This window comes from Labrys sp. F242 (assembly GCF_057813875.1).
Genome location: NZ_JBVASG010000001.1, coordinates 1,485,206 through 1,505,235 on the forward strand (window position 1 = coordinate 1,485,206; position 20,030 = coordinate 1,505,235).

General features: G+C 63.4%; 17 protein-coding genes. 11 read left to right on the top strand and 6 right to left on the bottom strand.

What is annotated here, in order from left to right:
- Nucleotides 1-10: 10 nt before the first annotated feature.
- From ACZYTC_RS06945 to ACZYTC_RS06960, 4 genes are all read left to right on the top strand, one after another.
- On the top strand, nt 11-1,738 hold the full coding sequence (locus ACZYTC_RS06945; protein WP_488989182.1) for an ATP-binding cassette domain-containing protein: 1,728 nt from the start codon (nt 11-13) through the stop codon (nt 1,736-1,738).
- Nucleotides 1,735-2,922 carry an ABC transporter permease gene (locus tag ACZYTC_RS06950; RefSeq protein ID WP_488989183.1) on the top strand — a complete coding sequence of 396 codons (1,188 nt, stop codon included), beginning with the start codon at nt 1,735-1,737 and terminating at the stop codon, nt 2,920-2,922. Before ACZYTC_RS06945 ends, ACZYTC_RS06950 begins: the two co-directional genes overlap by 4 nt.
- A 1-nt stretch (nt 2,923) precedes the next feature.
- Nucleotides 2,924-4,036: an ABC transporter permease gene (locus ACZYTC_RS06955; protein WP_441773925.1), complete on the top strand. Its 1,113-nt coding sequence runs from the start codon at nt 2,924-2,926 to the stop codon at nt 4,034-4,036.
- Between the two features lie 147 nt (nt 4,037-4,183).
- On the top strand, nt 4,184-5,365 hold the full coding sequence (locus ACZYTC_RS06960; protein WP_488989184.1) for a mandelate racemase/muconate lactonizing enzyme family protein: 1,182 nt from the start codon (nt 4,184-4,186) through the stop codon (nt 5,363-5,365).
- Between the two features lie 12 nt (nt 5,366-5,377).
- Here the strand turns inward: ACZYTC_RS06960 and ACZYTC_RS06965 are convergent, their stop codons facing one another.
- Genes ACZYTC_RS06965 through ACZYTC_RS06980 form a run of 4 tightly spaced genes read right to left on the bottom strand, consistent with a single transcriptional unit; the run spans nt 5,378 to nt 9,339 of the window.
- Nucleotides 5,378-6,508, bottom strand: a complete 1,131-nt coding sequence (locus tag ACZYTC_RS06965) for a DmpA family aminopeptidase (protein WP_434956781.1) — start codon at nt 6,506-6,508, stop codon at nt 5,378-5,380.
- Between the two features lie 5 nt (nt 6,509-6,513).
- The gene (locus tag ACZYTC_RS06970; protein ID WP_434956780.1) at nt 6,514-7,344 is read right to left on the bottom strand and encodes an ABC transporter permease; all 831 of its coding nucleotides are present in this window, start codon (nt 7,342-7,344) and stop codon (nt 6,514-6,516) included.
- Nucleotides 7,341-8,246, bottom strand: a complete 906-nt coding sequence (locus ACZYTC_RS06975) for an ABC transporter permease (protein WP_488989185.1) — start codon at nt 8,244-8,246, stop codon at nt 7,341-7,343. The genes ACZYTC_RS06970 and ACZYTC_RS06975 overlap by 4 nt, the downstream gene beginning before the upstream one ends.
- Nucleotide 8,247: 1 nt before the next feature.
- Nucleotides 8,248-9,339, bottom strand: coding sequence for an ABC transporter ATP-binding protein (locus tag ACZYTC_RS06980; protein ID WP_488989186.1), 1,092 nt, complete (start codon nt 9,337-9,339; stop codon nt 8,248-8,250).
- Nucleotides 9,340-9,506: 167 nt separating this feature from the next.
- On the opposite strand from ACZYTC_RS06980, the gene ACZYTC_RS06985 reads away from it, so the two are divergent.
- Both ACZYTC_RS06985 and ACZYTC_RS06990 read left to right on the top strand, forming a co-directional pair.
- The gene (locus ACZYTC_RS06985) at nt 9,507-10,583 is read left to right on the top strand and encodes a polyamine ABC transporter substrate-binding protein (protein ID WP_488989187.1); all 1,077 of its coding nucleotides are present in this window, start codon (nt 9,507-9,509) and stop codon (nt 10,581-10,583) included.
- Between the two features lie 28 nt (nt 10,584-10,611).
- Nucleotides 10,612-11,466 (top strand): MurR/RpiR family transcriptional regulator, encoded by an 855-nt coding sequence (locus ACZYTC_RS06990; RefSeq protein WP_488989188.1) that lies wholly within the window; start codon nt 10,612-10,614, stop codon nt 11,464-11,466.
- Between the two features lie 140 nt (nt 11,467-11,606).
- Here the strand turns inward: ACZYTC_RS06990 and parE are convergent, their stop codons facing one another.
- Complete coding sequence (parE, locus tag ACZYTC_RS06995; RefSeq protein WP_441773929.1) at nt 11,607-13,706, bottom strand: DNA topoisomerase IV subunit B; 2,100 nt, start codon at nt 13,704-13,706, stop codon at nt 11,607-11,609.
- A 228-nt stretch (nt 13,707-13,934) separates the two neighbouring features.
- Here parE and ACZYTC_RS07000 point away from each other — a divergent pair, with 228 nt between their 5' ends.
- The 4 genes from ACZYTC_RS07000 to ACZYTC_RS07015 all read left to right on the top strand — a co-directional run bounded on the left by ACZYTC_RS07000 (nt 13,935) and on the right by ACZYTC_RS07015 (nt 16,874).
- On the top strand, nt 13,935-14,837 hold the full coding sequence (locus tag ACZYTC_RS07000) for a cell envelope integrity EipB family protein (RefSeq protein WP_488989189.1): 903 nt from the start codon (nt 13,935-13,937) through the stop codon (nt 14,835-14,837).
- A gap of 118 nt (nt 14,838-14,955) precedes the next feature.
- Nucleotides 14,956-15,768 (top strand): phosphatase PAP2 family protein, encoded by an 813-nt coding sequence (locus ACZYTC_RS07005; RefSeq protein ID WP_488989190.1) that lies wholly within the window; start codon nt 14,956-14,958, stop codon nt 15,766-15,768.
- 13 nt (nt 15,769-15,781) lie between these two features.
- Nucleotides 15,782-16,531: a glycosyltransferase family 2 protein gene (locus ACZYTC_RS07010; protein ID WP_488989191.1), complete on the top strand. Its 750-nt coding sequence runs from the start codon at nt 15,782-15,784 to the stop codon at nt 16,529-16,531.
- Nucleotides 16,521-16,874, top strand: coding sequence for a lipid-A-disaccharide synthase N-terminal domain-containing protein (locus tag ACZYTC_RS07015; RefSeq protein ID WP_441773933.1), 354 nt, complete (start codon nt 16,521-16,523; stop codon nt 16,872-16,874). The genes ACZYTC_RS07010 and ACZYTC_RS07015 overlap by 11 nt, the downstream gene beginning before the upstream one ends.
- A 121-nt stretch (nt 16,875-16,995) precedes the next feature.
- Here ACZYTC_RS07015 and metC read toward each other — a convergent pair whose 3' ends face one another.
- Nucleotides 16,996-18,186 carry a cystathionine beta-lyase gene (metC, locus tag ACZYTC_RS07020; RefSeq protein ID WP_488989192.1) on the bottom strand — a complete coding sequence of 397 codons (1,191 nt, stop codon included), beginning with the start codon at nt 18,184-18,186 and terminating at the stop codon, nt 16,996-16,998.
- 744 nt (nt 18,187-18,930) lie between these two features.
- On the opposite strand from metC, the gene ACZYTC_RS07025 reads away from it, so the two are divergent.
- A complete protein-coding gene (locus ACZYTC_RS07025) occupies nt 18,931-19,944 on the top strand; it encodes an amino acid ABC transporter substrate-binding protein (RefSeq protein WP_434956769.1) in 1,014 nt (337 codons plus the stop codon).
- Nucleotides 19,945-20,030 lie beyond the last annotated feature (86 nt).

A 20,030-nucleotide genomic window follows, 5' to 3' on the forward strand; every position in this document is an offset into this window, starting at 1 on the left:
AGGCACCGATATGACCGACGCAGTCGTCCAGATTTGCGGCGTCAGCAAACGCTTCGGCGGAACGATCCAGGCGCTCGACGGCATCGAGGCTTCGATCCGGCCGGGCGAGATCACCGGGCTGGTCGGCCCCGACGGCGCCGGAAAAACCACGCTGATCCGCCTGATGACGGGCCTGATGCTGCCTGACGAGGGCCGCCTGCAGGTGCTCGGCTTCGACACCGCCCGCGATGCGGCTTCGATCCAGGCGGCGATCGGCTACATGCCCCAGCGCTTCGGTCTCTATGAGGACCTGTCGGTGCAGGAGAATCTCGATCTCTATGCCGATCTGCGCGGGCTGCCCAAGAGCGAGCGGGCCGCCACCTTCGAGGAATTGCTGGCCTTCACCGATCTCGGCCCCTTCAACAGCCGCCTGGCCGGTCGGCTCTCTGGCGGCATGAAGCAGAAGCTGGGACTGGCCTGCGCGCTGCTCAAGAAGCCGCGCCTGCTGCTGCTCGACGAGCCGGGGGTGGGCGTCGACCCGATTTCGCGGCGCGATCTGTGGAAGATGGTGGAGGATCTGACCCATGAGGGCATCGGCGTGGTCTGGTCCACCGCCTATCTCGACGAGGCCCAGACCTGCGACCGCGTGCTGCTATTGAATCGGGGCAAGCTGCTGTTTGCCGGAGTTCCCTCCGAACTCACCAGCAAGGTCGAGGGCCGCGTGTTCCGTCTCGGCGATATCGAGGGCCGACGCCGTCCGGCGCTGTCGCGGGCGCTCGCGGTGCCGGGGATCGTCGATGGCGTCATTCAGGGCCAGGCCATCCGGCTGGTGACGGCGGCCGGGGCGGGCTTTGCCGAGGAGGCTGCACGCGCCGCGGGTGCTCGTGCAAAGCCGCAGCCGATACAGCCGCGCTTCGAGGATGCCTTCGTCGATCTGCTCGGGGGCGGCCCCGGCGGACGCTCGCGGCTTGCCGAGGCGGCGCGGACCCTGCCCGTCGAGGAGGGGCAACCCGTGATCGAGGCGCGGGGGTTGACCAAGCATTTCGGCGATTTCGCTGCGGCGCAGGATATTTCCTTCGAGATCCCGCGTGGCCAGATCTTCGGGCTCTTGGGGCCGAACGGTGCCGGCAAGTCCACCACCTTCAAGATGCTGTGCGGCTTGCTCAAGCCCACGGGCGGCGAGGGGCGCGTCGCCGGCTTCGACCTCAGGCGCGACTCGGCCGAGGCCCGCAATCGCCTGGGCTACATGGCCCAGAAATTCTCGCTTTATGGCGATCTCAGCGTGGCGCAGAACCTCGCCTTTTTTGCTGGCGTCTATGGCCTGACCGGCGCTCGCAAGCGCGAACGCATCGAACTGATGACCGAGATCTTCGATTTCGGCCCGCGAAGAGGCATGTCCGCCAAGGATCTGCCGCTCGGCCTCAAGCAGCGCCTGGCGCTTGCCTGCGCCGTCATGCACGAGCCGGAAGCGCTCTTTCTCGACGAGCCGACATCGGGGGTCGACCCGATCACGCGGCGCGAATTCTGGACCCATATCAACGCGCTCGTCGAGAAGGGCGTGACCGTGCTGGTCACCACCCATTTCATGGACGAGGCCGAATATTGCGACCGGATTTCGCTGATCTATCGCGGGCGCTCGATTGCGCTGGGTTCGCCTGACGAACTCAAGGCACTGGTTGCCGATGCCGCCAATCCCGATCCGACCATGGAGGATGCCTTCGTCGCGCTGGTGCAGGGTTCGGAGGCGAAGGCGGCATGAGCGAGCACGAACCAGCGCCCTCAACTGCGGCCGGGGAAACCGCGCGGCCATCCGTCGCGGCGGACCGCTCCGCCCGGCTGTCGCGCTTCGCCGCCCTGGTTCGCAAGGAAAGCTATCAGATCGTCCGCGATCCCAGCTCCATCCTGATCGCCTTCGTGCTGCCCCTGATCCTGCTCTTCCTCTTCGGCTACGGCGTTTCCCTGGACGCCACCCGCACCCGTGTGGGGCTGGTCCTCGAGGATCCATCGCCGCTGACCCGCGACATCGCCGCAAGCTTCCAGGCCTCGGGCTATTTCGAAGTCAGGCAGGGGCATGACCGGCGCGAATTCGAGGAGGACCTGATCGTGGGCCGGATCAGGGGTATCATCGTCATTCCCTCGACCTTCGCTGCCGATTTTGCCTCCGCCACCGGGCCAGCGATCCAGATTCTCGTCGATGGTTCGGATCCGAACAACGCGAATTTCGTGCAGAACTATGCCCGCGGCGTCATCGCCACCTGGGCGGCGATTCGAGGGGGCGAGCGAGGTGTCGGCCAGCCGGCGATCGAGGTGCAACAGCGTTTCTGGTTCAACCCGGAGCTGACCAGCCGCAACTTCCTGGTTCCCGGTTCCATCGCCATCGTCATGGCGCTGATCGGCACGCTGCTGACCTCGCTGGTGGTGGCCCGTGAATGGGAGCGCGGCACCATGGAAGCGATGATGGCGACGCCCGTCAGTGCCGCCGAGTTGCTGGCCGGCAAGCTCATACCCTATTTCCTGCTTGGCCTGGCTTCTATGACCCTGTGCGTGCTGGTGGCGGTCCTCCTGTTCGGCGTGCCTTTCCGGGGCTCGCTGCTGGCGCTCTATGCCTTGTCGGCCAGTTTCCTCATCCCGGCACTGGGGCAGGGGCTCCTGATCTCGGCCGCCACCAAGAACCAGTTCCTGGCTTCGCAGCTCGCGCTGATCTCGGCCTTCCTTCCGGCTTTCCTGCTGTCGGGCTTCCTGTTCGAGATCAATTCGATGCCTCGGGTGATCCAGTGGATCACCTTGATCCTGCCCGTGCGCTATCTGATCCCCAGCCTGCAATCGGTATTCCTGGCCGGTGACATCTGGCCGATGTTCCTCAAGGCCATCGCGGTGATGCTCTTTATCGGCTTCGTCTTCTTCCTGGCTGCGGCCCGCAGCACCCGCAAGAGGATCGGCTGAGATGGGACTGGTGCGCCTCAGGGCCCTGATCATCAAGGAGTTGCTGGGGATCCTGCGGGATCCCAAGAGCCGCATCATCCTGGTGGTGCCACCCATCCTCCAGCTCCTGGTGTTTTCCTTCGCCGCCACGCTGGAGGTGAAGAATGTCGACCTTCTCGTGCTCAACCGCGACAACGGCGCCTGGAGCCAGGAGCTGATCCGACGCGTCGAGGGCTCGCCCACCTTCCGCTCCGTCCGCCGCACGCAGGATCCCTTAGAGCTGCGCACCGCCATCGACAGGCAGGAGGTCATTGCTGCCATCGAGATCGGCCCAACCTTTTCCCGCGATATCGAGGCGCGTCGGCCGGCCGATCTCGGCCTCGTCCTCGATGGCCGCAAGTCCAATGCCTCCCAGATCGTGGCAGGTTATCTCAACCAGATCGCCTCCGGCCTCGGCGCCGACACCGCCCTTGGCAAGGCTGCCGGCGGTCGGGCCATCGACGTGGTCGTGCGCAACTGGTTCAATTCGAACCTGACCTTCCAATGGTTCATGGTGCCCAATCTGGTAGCCGCCATCGCGCTCTTGATCGGGCTGATCGTCACGGCCTTGTCGATCGCGCGCGAGCGGGAACTCGGCACCTTCGACCAACTCATGGTCTCGCCGTTGCGCACGCACGAAATCCTGTTGGGCAAGGTGCTGCCGCCCATGCTGATCGGGACCTTCCATCTGACCGTTTATATCGTGGCTGCCGTCATGATCTTCGGGGTGCCGCTGCGGGGCTCCTTGCTGCTGCTCTATGGCAGCGCGGTCTTCTATCTCCTCGCCGTGGCTGGCATCGGCCTGTTCATCTCGGCCCTGTCGACCACCCAGCAGCAAGCCATCCTCGGAGCCTTTCTCTTCCTGGTGCCGGCCATGCTGCTCTCCGGCTTTGCCACGCCGATCGAGAACATGCCGGCCTGGCTGCAGCCGATCACGGTCATCAACCCGCTGCGCTATTTCCTGGTGATCGTGAAGGGCGTGTTCCTGCGCGACCTGCCTCTGGAGGCGGTGGTGGCCAACACCTGGCCGATGGCTGTCATCGCAGCCGTTTCGCTGGCGGCGGCCAGCTGGCTGTTCCGCCGGCGATTGGAGTGACCTGCGAGCGCGGACTTCCAGCCCACTCTTGGAAACACTTCGCAGACAGGATCAAGAGCAGACAGGATGTCCGCGCTCCAATGCCCTTGCCAATCACTCCCATCCAAGCCACAGATTCTTCCCCCGCCACCGCCAGGGCCCCATCCCATGAAGATCACCGCCATCCGTGCCACGCCGATCAACCTGCCGATCGAGGCACCCTATTGGTGGTCTTTCGGCTGGCTGCCGGGGTCCTCGCGCTGCGTGGTCGAGGTGGAGACGGACGAGGGCCTCACCGGGCTCGGCGAAGCGGCCTCCTGGCTCGCCTGCGCCATCGTCGAGCGGATGGCGCCTGCCCTGATCGGGCGCGACGCCCACGACATCGCCGGCGCCGAACTCATCTGCCTGCCGAGCTGGCGCGGCGTGACCTCCACTATCGACTTCGCCTCGATCAGGGCTTTCGCCGCCATCGAGACGGCGCTGTGGGATATCAAGGGCAAGGCGGCGGGGCGCCCGCTCTACGACCTGCTCGGCGGAGCCGTGCGCAAGAAGATCGCCTTCGCCGATTATTTCGGCTTCCGCCAGGCTAGGAACGGCAGGGGTGGCGAGCTCACGCCGGAAGCCGTGGCGGAATATTGCGTTGGCCTGAAGGAGCGGTTCGGCACCACCATCTTCGAGGGCAAGCTCTGCACCCGCGATCCGGAGCCCAGCATCGAGGCGCTCCGGCTGATGCGCCGGCAGCTCGGACCCGATGCGATCATCCGCATCGATTCCAACATGGCCTATTCGGTGACCGAGGCCAAACGCATTGCCAGCCGTATCGAGGATCTCGACATCCGCAACTGGGAAGAGCCCTGCGCCACCTTCGAGGAGATGGCGAGCTTGCGCCGGCACACCACCATTCCGTTCTCCGGACACAATGTCGATATCCAGAAGGCGGTGGCGCTCGGCGTGCCCGATGCCATCGTTACCGACGTCAATGTGCATGGCGGCATCGGTCGCACGGTGCGTTTCATCGGTGCCTGCGAAGCGATGGGCATCGATTTCTGGTGCTACAGCGCCAATACCGGCATCGGCAGCGCCGTCTATCTGCATCTCAGCGCTGCCTTCTCCCATCTGCGCGAGCCCAGCCAGTCGCTGTTCCGCATGCAGCCCTACGACGTGGTGGAAGAAGGCGTCTTCGCACCGATCGACAATCTCGTCGCCGTGCCGGAGGGGCCTGGACTGGGCGTCACCTTGTCGAAAGACAAGCTCGCCTTCTGCCACAAGCTGTTCCTGGAGGAGGGCCCCTACAGCCAGCATCATGACCCGGAGGAGCCGGGCCGCTACAAGAGGTTGCCCTTGCGCTGAGAGCGCAAGCCCTCAGGCCAGCCGGCCATAGCGCCGCATCAGCTCCATCAAGGGCGCGTGCGGCAGGGCCTTGATCAGGAAACGATCATGCGGCGTGCCGCCGGCATCCTCGGCGGCGAGCATGGCGTTGACCACGGCCTCCTCGACGCTGTCGACCACGGCGAGATAGGCTGGATCGAGCCGTTCGTCGTTGAGGATCTCGATGCCGAAACGCGGCGGGGCACGGTGCAGCATCGGCCTTGCATTGGCGGTGGAGAAGGCCAGGAAGATGTCGCCGGAATTGTTGCCGCCTGGTGTGCCGTTGCGGCCGATGCCGATGGCGGCCCGGCGCGCCAGGCGCTGGAGCTGGTGCGGGGCGAGCGGCAGGTCGGTGGCGATGACGACGATGATCGAGCCGCGCTCCTGCAACTGGCTCTGCGGCGTGCCGTCGCGAAGGTGCTCGCCGACCGGTACGCCGCGGATGGTCAGCCAGTCGCGCTGGCCATGATTGGCCTGCACCAGCGTGCCGATGGTGTAGGAGATGCCGTCGAGCTCGACGATGCGTGACGCCGTGCCGGTACCGCCCTTGAAGCCATAGGTGATCATGCCGGTGCCGCCACCGCAATTGCCTTCGCGCACGGGACCGGGGGCGGCGGCGTCGAGGGCGGCGCGAACATCGGCCTCGGACACGGCAAGGGCGTTGATGTCGTTCAGCACCCCATCATAGGTCTCGGCGATGACGGGCATGATCCAGAGGAAATCGTCGCTGTCATAGGTCGAGGCGTAGCGCTCGAGCATCCATTTCACCGTGGCGTGATGCGCCATGCCGATGGCGTGGGTGTTGGTGATCACCACCGGCCCGATGAAGCTGCCGCCATCCTCGATCCAATGGGTGCCGGTCATCTCGCCATTGCCGTTGAAGCGGTGGACGCCGGCATAAACAGGAACCGGCGTCGGCGAGGCCCAATGCGGCAGGATGGCGGTGACGCCGGTGCGCAATGGCCTCTTGCGGCCGGGGCGAGGTTCGTTCTCGAGAAGGGTGGTGAAGCCGACGCCGACCCCTTCCACATCGGTAATGGCATTATGCAGACCCGTCTTGCCCGAAAAGGGCAGGCCGAGGTCGCGGGCGCGGGGCTTGCGCCCGGGAGGATTGGCTTGTGTCATGCTGGTCAATTCTGGCGAGAGCGGAGGTAGAGGCCGAGCGAGGCGACCACGAAGGAGAAGGCAAGCATCATCACGGCGATCGCGTTGATCTCCGGTTTGATGCCACGGCGAAGCATGGAGAAGATGAACATCGGCAGGGTGGTGACGTCGACGCCGGCGATGAAATAGGTGATCACCAGATCGTCCATCGAGATGATGAAGGCGAGCAGCGCACCCCCGACGATACCGGGCAGAAGCTGCGGGAACACCACCTTGCGGAATGTCGTCCATTCATTGGCGCCGAGATCGGCCGAAGCATGCTCCAGCGTCCGGTCCATGCCGGCAAGGCGGGCGGAGACGACGATGAAGACGTAGGAGATCAGGAAGGTGCACTGGCCGATGATGATCGTCTTCAGCCCGAGCTCGATGCCGGCATTGACGAAGAAGATCAGCAGCGCGATGCCGAGCACGATGTCCGGCATCAGCATGGGCATGAAGAGCGAGGCTCGATAGAAGCGGGCGCCGAAGAAGGCATAGCGGTGCAGGGCGATGGCAAGCGCCGTGCCGAAGATGGTGGCGATCGCCGTGGTCGCCCCGGCGATGACGAGGCTGTTCCTGACGGCGCGCAGGAGCTGGTCGGTCGATTCGATATAAAGGGCGCTCTCCGAGATCGCGGTCTTGAAACCGAGGACCTGGGCGTACCACTCGGTGGTGAAGCCGCTCCAGGTCATCATGTTCACTGGATTGGCGTTGAACGAATAGACCGCAATCACCGCGAGCGGCACATAGATGAAGGCGAAGAACAGGGCCGTATAGGCGACGAGGCCACCGCGGGCGAGGAAGCGAACGGCTTTCATGCGCCGCCTCCCTGGCCTGCCGCCGCAGGGCGGCGGTTGGAGGTGAAGACATAGACCATCAACAGCACGAGCATCACGCTCATCACCATCATGGCCAGCGCCGAGCCGAAGGGCCAGTTGCGGGCGGACAGGAATTGCTGCTCGATCAGATTGCCGAGCATCATCACCTTGGCGCCGCCGAGAATGGCCGGCACCACGAAATTGCCGAGTGCCGGGATGAAGACGATGATGGCGCCGCCGGCGATGCCGGGGGCGGTCAGCGGCAGGATGATGCGCAGGAAGGTGCGGATCGGTCCGGCGCCGAGATCGAGCGAGGCGCGTACCAGCGTCCAGTCGAGCTTCTCCACGCTGGCATAAACAGGCATGAACATGAAGGGAATGTAGACATAGACCATGCCCAGGATAATGGCGCCGTCGGTGTAGATGAGATCGAGCGGACGGGCGATCAGCCCGGTCGACAGCAGCGCCTCGTTGACCAGGCCCGTCTGGCGCAGGATCAGCACCCAGACGAACAGGCGCACGATCAGGCTGGTGAAGAAGGGCAGGGTGATCAGGAAGAGACAGAAATTCTTCCAGCGTGCTGGCAGGCTGGCGATGCAGAAGGCGGCCGGATAGCACACGATCAAGGCGGTCAGCACTGTGAAAGCAGCGATCTTCAGGGAACGCAGGAAGATCGCGATGTAGATCGGATCGAATTCCTCGAAGGCCGGGTTGGCAAAGCCGAGGATGCGCCCGAAATTATCGGGATAGAAGCTCCGTTCCACCCCGCCATAGAGGCCCGGGGTGAGGAAGCTGGTGACCATCATGATGGCAAGCGGCACCAGGAAGAAGAGGGCGAGGAAGGCGCTGACAGGTCCGAGGAGCAGGGAAAGTTCGACACGGCGGCGGCTGGCAATGGACATGTCAGATGCTCGCTCCCGGCTCGATGAGGTGGACGGCGCCAGGATCGTAGGAGATCCGCGCCCGGCGGCTTTGCTCGATGGCTCCGACGGCCTCGCGGCGCGTGGCGGGCACTTCGACCACGATCGGCCGGCCCTGGCCCGTGTGCCCGAACAATTCGAAGGACGAGCCCACGAAGACGATTTGCCTGAGTTCGATATCGAGGCCGGGCAGGCTGGCGTCATTGTCTGCCAGGAGGAACTGCTCGGGCCGGATCAGGGCGGTGGCGCTGCCGGATGCCGACGTCCGTGCCGTGCGATGGCGGATCGTCGTGCCGTCCTCCGTCACCAGTTCATCACCCCGGACCTTGCCCTCGAACAGGTTGCTGGCGCCCACGAAGGTGGCGACGAAAATATTGGCGGGGTGGTCGTAGACGTTGCGCGGCGTGTCGAGCTGCTGGATGCGGCCGCCCGAAAGTACGGCCACGCGATCGGACATGGTCAGGGCTTCCTGCTGGTCGTGGGTCACGAAGATGAAGGAGATGCCGAGCTCGTGCTGCAGCGTCTTGAGCTCGATCTGCATGGCCTGGCGCAGGTTCTTGTCGAGCGCCGACAAGGGTTCGTCCAGGAGGACGAGCTTGGGCCGGGCGATGATGGCGCGGGCGAGGGCAACCCGCTGCTGCTGCCCGCCGGATAGCTGGCGCGGCCGCCGGCTTTCGGTGCCTTCCAGGCCGACCATGCGCAGCGCGGCGGTGACGCGCTGCAGGCGCTCGGCCTTGCCGATGCCGGCGATTTCGAGGGCATAGCCGGTATTCTCGCCCACCGTCATATGCGGGAAGAGAGCATAGTTCTGGAACACTGTGTTGACGGGGCGCCGATAGGGTGGGCGATCGGTGATGTCCTCCCCGTCGATGAGGATACGCCCTGCGTCGAGCTCGACGAAACCGCTGATGGCGTGGAGCAAAGTGGTCTTGCCGCAGCCGGAGGGGCCGAGAAGCGTAAGGAACTCATTGCGGCGCACATCGAGATCGATCGCGTCCAATGCGGTCACGCTGCGTCCCTCCGGCGTGGGGAAGGCCTTGGCCGCTCCCTCTAGCCGGACGATCGAATCCTGCATCTGTCTTCCCTCGAAATGTTATTAAAATAACTCTTGTTATGTTAAGATATTTGGATACCATTTATTGAGTGAAGTCAACGGCCGGCAGAAGCCGTGACCAGCAAAGCGCGATGGGAAACCGGGCCCGGGAGGTCCGTGCCGGGCGCTGCCATCAGAGGAGAATTTGGATGACCAAGACCATTGATACGGCCGGTCGAGGCCGGACGAGGCGGCGTGCCTGGTGCGCGGGCCTGGCCTTGTCACTCGCGGCGCTGCTGGCGGCGGGCAGCGCTTGGGCGGAGGAACTCAACGTCTATAATTGGGGCGAATATATCAATCCGGCAGTTCTGAAGAAGTTCGAGGAGGAGACCAAGATCAAGGTCAATCTCTCGACCTATTCCTCCAATGAGGAAATGCTCGCCAAGATCCAGGGCGGCGCAACCGGCTACGACATCGTGTTCCCGTCGGTGCACATGCAGGACATCATGGACAAGCTCGGCCTTTTGGAGAAGACCGATATCGGTTCCTATGAGGGCTTCAAGAACATCGAACTCAGCTTCCTCAGGGCCAAGAGCGATCCGAAGGGCGAATATTGCCTGCCTTATGCCTTCGGTTCGGTCGGCATCCTCTATAACCGCAAGGTGCTGGGCAAGGATATCACCGGCTGGAAGGATCTACTCGCCACGGTGAAGGCGAAGGGGCTGAAATTCACCTTGCTCGACGACATGCGCGAGGTACTCGCGGTCGGATTGATCCTCAACGGTCACAAGGTCAATTCGACCGATCCGGCCGAATTGCAGCAGGCGGCCGAGACCGTGATCGCCATGAAGCCTGAGGTTGCCGCCTTCACCTATGACGCCCGCCCGATGGTGGGGGCGGGCGACGTCGCGGCAGCGCATTTCTTCATCGGCGCCATGATCGACGTCTTCGGCAACCCCAAGGATCTTGGCTTCGTGATCCCGGAAGAGGGGGCCACCATGTATCAGGAGGATATCTGCGTCCTCAAATCGGCCCCGAACAAGCAGAACGCCATCAAGTTCCTGCAGTTCTACACCCGGCCCGAGATCGCGGCGCTGAATGTCTCGCAGCAGACCAACGGCACGCCCAATCTGCCGGCCCGGCAATTGACCCCCGACAACATCAAGAATAGCAAGGAGATCAATCCGCCGCAGGAAACCATGCAGAGGCTGCAGATCTTCCAGGATCTCGGCCCGGGCATCCGCCAGTTGGACCGCGTCTGGACCAAGGTCAAGACGGCCCAGTGAGGCCGACGACACGCCCTGGGGAGGTGATGTGGCGCAGCGTATCCTCAAGCTCCTGCAAGACGAGGCATTGCGGCGGTCGAAGTCCGACAAGCTGATTGCCAATTATCTCGAACGGAACATTGCCGACCTTCCGTTCGAGACTGCCAAGTCGATTGCCGCCCGGCTCGAACTCTCGCCGATGACGGTGGGGCGTTATCTCAGGCGCATGGGGTTCGACGGTCTCGACCAGCTCAAGCGTGAATTGCGGCGCGGCAGCTCCAATCCGGCCTGGCAGGTGAAGGGGCCGGTCGACCGCCTGCGCGAGGACATTCGTGGCGGCAAGCTTCTCGCGGGGCTGATCCAGCAGCAGATCGACAATCTCGGCCAGATCTACGGACTGACGACCTCACTTGAATGGCGGCAGACCATCGAGGCCCTGGTCGGCGCGAGCGAGGTCTATGTCGCCGCCTATCAGAATGTACGGGGCATCGCCCAATATTTCGCCAGTCAGCTCTCCTATACGCGGCCGCGCGTGCAATTCGTGGACGGGCTGAACGGAACCTATGCCGAATTGCTCGACGGCTCGGTGAGCGGCAGGCTGCTCTTCCTGCATGATGTCCGCCGCTTCGCCTCTAAGGCACGGCCTTTGGCGATCGAGGCACGCCGTGCCGGCGTAAAGGTGGTCCTGATCACCGACGAGTTCTGCCCTTGGGGCGCCGAGGTTTCGGATATCTGTTTGGTAGTGCCGGGATCCCACGGCCCGCTCTGGGACGGAGCCGCGACGATCACGGCCGTGCTCGACCTGATGCTGAGCAATGTCATCGTCGTGCTGGGCGACGAGGTCAGCGAGCGCGTCGAACAGCTGACGCGGCTTCAGGACATCTTTGGCGATTTCGAGACCTGAAACTTGACGGGCGAATGTCCGGGTGCGCGGACGTCTCGTCCGCCTTTTTTCTGCAAACGAAGCGTTTCCAAGAGCGGACGAGACGTTCGCGCACCGGAGAAGTGCTCCCTTGTCGAGAGCACAGATAATGTTGCTCGGTTTCAGATATCGACGAGTTCGCTGGCGAAGGCGGCCTGTTCCTGGATGAAGGCGAAACGGGCTTCGGGCTTGTTGCCCATCAGGCGTTCCACGGAGCTGGAAGTTTCCGCGCGCTCCTCATCCACCACCATCACCTTGAGAAGCGTGCGCTTCTTGGGATCCATGGTGGTTTCCTTCAATTGCGCCGGCATCATCTCGCCCAGGCCCTTGAAGCGGCCGATCTCGATCTTCTGATTGGCTTTGAAGGCCGATTTTACCAGCTCGTCCTTATGGGCATCGTCACGGGCATAGAGCGATTTCGAACCCTGGGTCAGGCGGTAGAGGGGCGGCGCGGCAAGATAGAGATGGCCGCGCTCGATCAGGCGCGGCATCTGGCGCCAGAAGAAGGTGATCAGCAGCGAAGCGATATGGGCACCGTCGACGTCGGCGTCCGTCATGATGATGACCTTCTCGTAGCGCAGATCATCGTCGCGATAGTTCGAACCCATGCCGCAGCCGAGCGCCTGGCCGAGATCCTGCAATTGCTGGTTCTGGGCGAGCTTGTCCTTGGCCGCGGCCGCGACATTGAGGATCTTGCCGCGCAAAGGCAGCACCGCCTGGTTGGTGCGGTTGCGTGCCTGCTTGGCCGAGCCGCCGGCGGAATCGCCTTCGACGATAAACAATTCAGAGCCTTGTGCGGCATTGTTCGAGCAATCTGCGAGCTTTCCGGGCAGGCGCAGCTTGCGCGTGGCGGTTTTGCGCGCCACGTCCTTCTCGGCGCGGCGGCGAAGGCGCTCCTCGGCCCTTTCAACCACGAAGTCGAGCAGCTTGACCGCCTGCGAGGGCATGGAGGCCAGCCAATGGTCGAAGGCATCCTTCAGGGCCTGCTCGACGATGCGGCTCGCCTCGGTGGTCACCAGCTTGGCCTTGGTCTGGGACGAGAACTCCGGCTCGCGGATGAACACCGAGAGCATGGCGGCCGTGCAGGCCATCACGTCTTCGGTGGTGAGTTGGTTGGCGCGCTTGTTGCCGATCCGCTCGGCGTGATCCTTCAGGCCGCGCAGCAGGGCGATGCGCAGGCCCGCCTCATGGGCGCCACCTTCGCGGGTGGGTACCGTGTTGCAATAGGAGGAGACATAGCCTTCGTCCTCGGCGAACCAGCCGATGGCCCATTCCACCGAGCCATGTCCCTCAGGCTTGGGCACACGGCCGGAGAACATCTGCTCGGTGACGAGTTCCAGGCCCTCGCTGGCCGAGCGCAGATAATCCTCCAGGCCGCGCGGGAATTTGAAGTTCTCCTCCGCCGGCACGTCGCTGTGGCCGACCAGTAGTTCCGGCGCGCATTTCCAGCGGATTTCGACACCACGGTAGAGATAGGCCTTCGAGCGCGCCATTTTGAACAGGCGCTTGGGGTCGAAGACGATGCCGTGCTTGAAGATCTCGGCGTCGGGCTTGAAGCGCACCTTGGTGCCGCGGCGGTTTGGCGCGGCACCAATATGCTCGACGGGGCCGAGCGGCACGCCGCGGGCAAAACGCTGGCGGTGGAGTTCGCGCCCGCGCGCCACTTCCACCTCCATGAGTTCCGACAGGGCGGTGACTGCGGTGACGCCGATACCGTGGAGACCGCCGGAGGTCTGATAGGCGTCCGAGTTGAACTTGCCGCCCGAATGCGGCCTGGTCATCACGACCTGCAGGGTCGACTCGTCCGGAAATTGCGGATGCGGCTCGACTGGGATGCCGCGCCCATTGTCGGTGATCGAAACGAAGCCGTCGGCGCTCAGCTCGACATCGATGAAGCTGGCGTGGCCAGCCACCGCCTCGTCCATGGAATTGTCGATCACCTCGGCGAACAGGTGGTGCAGGCCGTCGCCTTCCGGCCCGGTCGAGCCGATATACATGCCAGGGCGCATGCGAATGGCTTCGATGCCTTCCAGCACGCGGATGGAGGAGGCGCCATAGGCATCTTCGCCGCTCTTCGCCGCGGCGGGCTTGGAGGTCAGGCCTGCCTTCAAGGCTGCCGCGATCGACTGGGTCGACGGTCGCTTTGCATCGCCGGCCTTGTCGGAGCGGGATTTGGAGAGGGCGGGCTTGTCACTCCCGAACAGATCGGAGGTATCATTCATGCAGTCGGTATCTCGCGAGAATGCGTCTCGCCAGCGCGATTCGCGTTTCGGATCATTATGGCATGTTCGTATCGCGGCCGCGAACGGATCGTAAACGGCTTTGTTGATGAATGTGGAATGGCACGGCCGTCGGGCCTAATTCCGTCACGATTGACAGGCTCTTTGAGCATTGTGGCACGTGCCTCGCTATTTATGGTAATGCCGATTTCTGAAACGGAATTTTGCTTCATGCGGATGACACTTCCGGCCCGTCCGAGGGTCGTGCTTCTTCCGGCCGTGTTCTTCCTGATGGCGCCGGGCATGGCCCTGGCCCAGGACAGCGTTGCCCCCCAGAAGGCGGCGGCGACGGCTGCGATTCCCGCGGTGGCGCCCGTCCCTTTCGTTGCGCATCGGGCCATCTACGACCTCAATCTCGACCGCCGCAAGGACCAGTCGAGCGTCGACAGCATGCGCGGCCGTATCGTGTATGATTTTTCAGGCAATGCCTGCAGCGGCTATGCGCTCAATTTCCGGCAGGTCACAGAAATTGGCCTGAGCGGCGGCGGCGTCAACACCTCGGATCTGCGCTCGACCACGTTCGAGGACGAGAAGGGGCGCAATTTTCGCTTCAATTCGCAGAACTTCACCAATCAGAAGCTGGACGGCAGCGTCGATGGTCAGGCCAACCGGGCGGACAGCGGAACGGTCGGTGTTGCACTGAAGAAACCCAAATCCACAAAATTCGATCTGTCCGATCGGGTTCTCTTCCCCACCGGGCAGATGAAAGCGATCGTCACGGCTGCCCGGGCCGGTGAGCGCGTGTTCGAGAGCCAGGTCTACGATGGATCCGATGGCGGCCAGAAGATCTACAATACGCTCGCGGTGATCGGCGCCAAGATCGGCCCCGACAAGCCGCGCGAAGGCGTCGAGGCCAAGGCCAAGCAACTCGACGGCGTCGATCGCTGGCCGGTGACAATCTCCTATTTCGACCCGAGCAAGAAGGCCGTCGGCGAGGAGACCCCGGTCTACACCATGTCCTTCGAGCTCTATGCCGATGGCATTTCGGGCAATCTGACCCTCGACTATGGCGATTTCCGCCTGAAGGGGACGATGGTCTCGCTCGATTTCCTGCCCCAGACCGAATGCAAGTGAACGGCAAGATTCGGTATGCGGATCTCTGGATCGGCATGGATGATACCAAAGACGCCGATCTCGCTCCATTCCTTGATGGAGCTGAGAAGACCGCTACGCCTGGCGGGTGTACCACGTCATGAGGAATGCGATCCGTCGGTGGTCCCATACCCAGAACTGGCGTGCGCTTGGCCAGCGCCTGCGGGCGCCGGCGCGCCTGCCGGCACGACCGCTGTTCGGGCAGGTGGCGACACTGGCTGCGATCGCCTTCGGCGGGGTGCTGATCATCGCCTTGATGGCGCTTGCCGACCCGGCGTCCCTGCACATCCTGCCTGAATGGCCGCATCTGGCGGTTCGGGTAGCCCGTATCATCACCTATCTTGGCGATTCCGGCCTTTATCTCATTCCGCTCGGCGTGGCGCTCATCCTGCTCGCCGTGGTCGATCTGGAGTTGCCGCCGCGGCTCGATGCCGCCTTGCGCCAGCTTTGGCTGCAGCTTGCCTTCGCCTTTGCCGCCATTGCTGGAACCGGGCTTGCCGTGAACGTCATCAAGCGTGCCATCGGCCGTGTCAGGCCCCTTCATGTCGAGGCGGGTGCGAGCTGGAGTTTCGAGCCGTTTTCCTGGCGCGCCGCCAATGCCAGCTTCCCTTCCGGCCATGCCACCACGGCCTGGACGGTGGTTGCGGTGATCATCCTGCTGTGCGGGCCGCGCTGGCGCCCCTGGCTGTTCGCCTTGGGCGCGCTGGTCTGTCTCAGCCGCGTGATCCTCGGCGCTCATTATCCCGCCGATGTGGTGGCCGGTGCCCTGTTCGGCTGGTTCGCCACCTTCTGGTTCGCCGGCTTTCTGGGGCGCCGCGGTCTTGTTTTCCGGCAAAACCACGACGGTGCTCTTGCGTTGCGGGGGCAAGACGCGGCAAAGACGCTGATCGAGGCGTGGCGAGCGCGCCGCTGAGGTCAGAGCTTACATGCCATCACAAGACAATGCGCCCGAGATCAGCGTCATCGTTCCCGTCCGCAACGAAGCCGGCAATGTCGAGCCGCTGATCCGGGAGATCGCGGCGGCCCTGTCAGGCCGAAGCTTCGAGATCGTCTATGTCGACGATGGCTCGAGCGATGCGACACCGGCCGAGCTTGTCAGGCTCAAGGGGGAGCTGCCTTTCCTGCGCAGCCTGCGCCATGAGGCCTCCTGCGGGCAGTCCTGCGCCGTGCGTACGGGCATACGCCATGCCCGCGGCCGCCTGATGGTCACCATCGATGGCGACGGCCAGAATGACCCGGCCTATATTCCCGCGCTCGTCGACGCTCTGATTGCGGCGGGTCCTGCCACCGGCATGATTGCCGGGCAGCGGCTCGGCCGCAAGGATACCGGCTTCAAGCGCTGGCAGTCGCGCACCGCCAACAAGGTGCGGGCCTATGTCCTCAAGGACGGCACGCGCGACACCGGCTGCGGCCTCAAGGCCGTCCGCCGGGAGATCTATCTCGCCTTGCCCTATTTCGATGCGCTGCATCGCTTCATGCCAGCCCTGGTCAAGCGCGAGGGTTTCGACGTCGGCCATGTCGACGTGGTCGATCGGCCCCGACTGACGGGCGTTTCCAATTATGGTTTCTTCGACAGGCTGTGGGTCGGTATTCTCGATCTCGTCGGCGTGTGGTGGCTGATCCGGCGGCGCAAGCGCGTGCCTGATGTCAGCGGAGGGGGACAGGATGCTGATTGAGTTGTCGAACGCCCTCGGCGGCTACCTTCACAACGTCTTCTATACCAATTTCGATTTCTGGCTGATCCTCGGCCTGTTCGCCCAAGCCCTGTTCACCGCCCGCTTCGTCATCCAGTGGTGGGTGAGCGAACGAGCCGGTAAGAGCGTCATTCCCTTCAGCTTCTGGATCCTGTCGATCGGCGGTGGCGGCCTGCTGTTTCTCTACGCTTTGGTGCGGGCCGACCTCGTCTACATCATCGGCCAGGGCTCGGGCCTGGCGATCTATGTCCGCAACGTCTCCCTGGTGCTCAAGGAGAAGCGCGAGGCGAAGGAAGCCGCAGAGGGGCAGGGCGCCTCAAGCTAATGCCGCGGCTACGCCGGGCCCGGCGGCTGTCTCGGCCAGGCATTCAGACCATCGAAGTGAATGTCGGCACGACCTGGAAGTTGCTGCCGAAATAGCAAGGGGGGGGCAGGGTCGCCCGATGCTACCCCCGCGCCGCCCTGAACCGTGCCAGGCCGGCGTCGAGATCGCCGATCAGGTCGGCCACGTCCTCCAGGCCGACATGGATGCGCACGCTGGGGCCGCCGGGGTCCCAGCTCGTGGCGCTGCGATAGGTCTTGCAGTCGAAGGGGAGGGCGAGGCTCTCATAGCCGCCCCAGGAATAGCCGAGCCCGAAGAATTTCAGATCGTCCAGGAAAGCGGCGACGGCTTCCATCGGCGCTGGCTGCAGCACGATGGAGAACAGGCCGGAAGAGCCCTTGAAATCGCGCTTCCAGATGGTGTGTCCCGGATCGCCCTCCAGCGCGGGATGCAGGACGCGTTGTACCTCGGGCCGCTTGGCCAGCCATTTGGCCACCCGCAGCGCGCTTTCCTGATGCTGGCGCAGGCGCACGCCCATGGTGCGGAGCCCGCGCATCGCCAGATAGACGTCGTCTGGTGCGACGCATTGGCCGGCATCGCCATGGAAGCTCTTCAGGGCCGGCCAGGCCTTGCGCGAGGCCGAGACCACACCGAACATCGCATCGGAATGACCGACGATATATTTGGTGCCGGCCTGGATCGAAAGGTCGACGCCGTGCCCGAAGGCGTCGAAGAACAACGGGGTGGCCCAAGTGTTATCGAGCAGCACGGTGGCGCCGTGCCGGTGTGCGATGTCGGCGATCCCTGGCACGTCCTGCATCTCGAAGGTCTGCGAGCCTGGTGCTTCCAGATAGACCGCTTTCGTATTCGGGCGCAGGAGCGCTTCGATGCCGGCGCCGATCAGCGGATCGTAATAGGTCGTCTCGATGCCGAAGCGGCTGAGGACCTTGTCGCAGAGCTGGCGGGTGGGCTGATAGGTGGTGTCGACCATCAAGAGATGATCACCGGCCGAAAGGCAGGAGAGTAGGGCGGTCGAGACGGCAGCCAGACCCGAAGGGCAGAGCACCACGCCGGCACTGCCGTCGAGCGTCTTCAGCGCCTCCTCCAGAGCGTCATTGGTCGGGTTGCCGCGACGGCCATAACTGTAGCGCGGCGTGTGGTTGAGGAGATCCTTGGTCGTCGGTGCCAGGACCGTGGAGCCGTGATAGACGGGCGGATTGACGAAGCCGTGATATTCCGATGGCTCGCGGCCGCCGATGACCAGGCGCGTATTTTCGCCGAAGGTGGCCATCTCGTCTTTGCTGATCTTCTTCATGATAGATTCGATTGAGTCCTGAAACGCTTACATTCGACCGCGGGCGCCCCTGCGTCAATCTCGGGCCCTGCGACATCTTCCACAGACAGGTTTTGTGAATATTCCGCCGCATTTCACGAATTCCGCTTGACGTGAGCGGCCAAAGCGCTTGCAATCGGTGATAAGGCACGGGTCGCAACTGGCGAAAACAAGCTGGGCGCTTTTGCTGCGGGACAGATCGATACGGGGGACCTTGCAATGACCACTTCAGCACGCATGGCCGGCAGGTCGCCCTTCATCTCCGGCGGGGCCTATCCGGATCGTTGAGCTCGTCATCATACTTCCTCCACGGAACAGCCCGTTCCTCCCGGCCATCGAACCGGGGACGCTCGAAACATCCATTCGCGAACGTAGGAAGAGGTGGCGGCAATTCATAAAAAACACGGCGTTTAGCAGTCTGGCGATGGTTTCAGACCTCGCACTGGCGCCGATAACAAAGATTTGGTTCAAAATGCGTTCCGTAGAAACGTGTTTTGCCCTAAACCGTTGAGGGATTGGCGGGATACGCCGAAAATCGCCCAGATGCGTCGAAACAAGAACTGGCGCGTCGAAACAAGAACTAGAGCCAGAGAGCGCTCCCGTTTGAACGCACTTTGCTCTGGGGACGTCGAACCTGCCCGACGGGGCGGCCCGGTTCTCTCCGCGGCCCTCCGTGAAAGGGTATTCTCGTTACACTGACAATGAAGTGAACAGGGGCCTCCATCCATGAGAAAGACACTCCTTACCGCTGTAGCCGGCGCGGCGCTGGCGTTGAGCGGGGTCGGCGCGCATGCCGATACGCTCGACACCATCAAGCAGCGCGGCCAGGTGATCTGCGGCGTCAATACTGGCCTGCCGGGATTCAGCGCCCCCAATGAGAAGGGCGAGTGGGCCGGCCTCGATGTCGACTATTGCCGCGCGATCGCCGCAGCGGTGCTGGGCGACGCCACCAAGACCAAATTCGTGCCGGTTTCCACCAAAGATCGCTTCACGGCCTTGCAATCCGGCGAAATCGACGTACTCAACCGCAACTCGACCTGGACGCTCGGCCGCGACACCGCCGGCATGCTGTTCGCTGGCGTGAACTACTATGACGGCCAGGGCTTCCTGGTGAAGAAGTCGCTCGGCGTCAAATCGGCGACCGAACTCTCGGGGGCCTCGATCTGCGCCCAGCAGGGGTCGACCGGCCAGCTCACCATCTCGGATTTCATGCGGTCTCACAATCTGCCCTACAACATCGTCAGCTTCGATACCGCGGATGAAGCCGCCAAGGCTTATGAAGGCGGGCGTTGCGACGTCGATACGGACGATGCTTCCGGCCTCTATTCGATCCGCGTCAAGATGGCCAATCCTGACGACCATGTCGTACTCCCCGAGATCATCTCGAAGGAGCCGTTGGCTGCAGGCGTGCGCCAGGGCGACGACAAATGGTTCAACGTGGTCAAATGGGTGCACTATGCCATGCTGACGGCAGAAGAGACCGGCGTGACCCAGGCCAATGTCGACGAGATGGTCAAGTCGGACAAGCCCGATATCAAGCGCTTGCTCGGCGCCGAGGGTGACTTCGGCAAGCAGCTCGGTCTCGACAATCAGTGGGCCTATCGTATCGTCAAGCAGGTGGGCAATTACGGCGAGAGCTTCGACCGCAATCTCGGCCCCAAGACCGTGCTGAAAATCGATCGCGGCCTGAACAATCTGTGGACCAAGGGCGGCCTGCAATACGCCCCGCCGATCCGCTGACGATCGCAAGACCTGTCCTGGAAGGACTGTTCCGGGGCGGGGCCCGATAGAGCCTGTGCTTGTCGCGGCTTTGTTCGTCCCGCCTC

Bases quoted from the DNA above. Each gene is read 5' to 3' on its own strand.
- ACZYTC_RS06945 (WP_488989182.1), top strand. From the start codon at position 11: ATGACCGACGCAGTCGTCCAGATTTGCGGCGTCAGCAAACGCTTCGGC.
- ACZYTC_RS06950 (WP_488989183.1), top strand. From the start codon at position 1,735: ATGAGCGAGCACGAACCAGCGCCCTCAACTGCGGCCGGGGAAACCGCG.
- ACZYTC_RS06955 (WP_441773925.1), top strand. From the start codon at position 2,924: ATGGGACTGGTGCGCCTCAGGGCCCTGATCATCAAGGAGTTGCTGGGG.
- ACZYTC_RS06960 (WP_488989184.1), top strand. From the start codon at position 4,184: ATGAAGATCACCGCCATCCGTGCCACGCCGATCAACCTGCCGATCGAG.
- ACZYTC_RS06965 (WP_434956781.1), bottom strand. From the start codon at position 6,508: ATGACACAAGCCAATCCTCCCGGGCGCAAGCCCCGCGCCCGCGACCTC.
- ACZYTC_RS06970 (WP_434956780.1), bottom strand. From the start codon at position 7,344: ATGAAAGCCGTTCGCTTCCTCGCCCGCGGTGGCCTCGTCGCCTATACG.
- ACZYTC_RS06975 (WP_488989185.1), bottom strand. From the start codon at position 8,246: ATGTCCATTGCCAGCCGCCGCCGTGTCGAACTTTCCCTGCTCCTCGGA.
- ACZYTC_RS06980 (WP_488989186.1), bottom strand. From the start codon at position 9,339: ATGCAGGATTCGATCGTCCGGCTAGAGGGAGCGGCCAAGGCCTTCCCC.
- ACZYTC_RS06985 (WP_488989187.1), top strand. From the start codon at position 9,507: ATGACCAAGACCATTGATACGGCCGGTCGAGGCCGGACGAGGCGGCGT.
- parE (WP_441773929.1), bottom strand. From the start codon at position 13,706: ATGAATGATACCTCCGATCTGTTCGGGAGTGACAAGCCCGCCCTCTCC.
- ACZYTC_RS07000 (WP_488989189.1), top strand. From the start codon at position 13,935: ATGCGGATGACACTTCCGGCCCGTCCGAGGGTCGTGCTTCTTCCGGCC.
- ACZYTC_RS07005 (WP_488989190.1), top strand. From the start codon at position 14,956: ATGAGGAATGCGATCCGTCGGTGGTCCCATACCCAGAACTGGCGTGCG.
- ACZYTC_RS07010 (WP_488989191.1), top strand. From the start codon at position 15,782: ATGCCATCACAAGACAATGCGCCCGAGATCAGCGTCATCGTTCCCGTC.
- ACZYTC_RS07015 (WP_441773933.1), top strand. From the start codon at position 16,521: ATGCTGATTGAGTTGTCGAACGCCCTCGGCGGCTACCTTCACAACGTC.
- metC (WP_488989192.1), bottom strand. From the start codon at position 18,186: ATGAAGAAGATCAGCAAAGACGAGATGGCCACCTTCGGCGAAAATACG.
- ACZYTC_RS07025 (WP_434956769.1), top strand. From the start codon at position 18,931: ATGAGAAAGACACTCCTTACCGCTGTAGCCGGCGCGGCGCTGGCGTTG.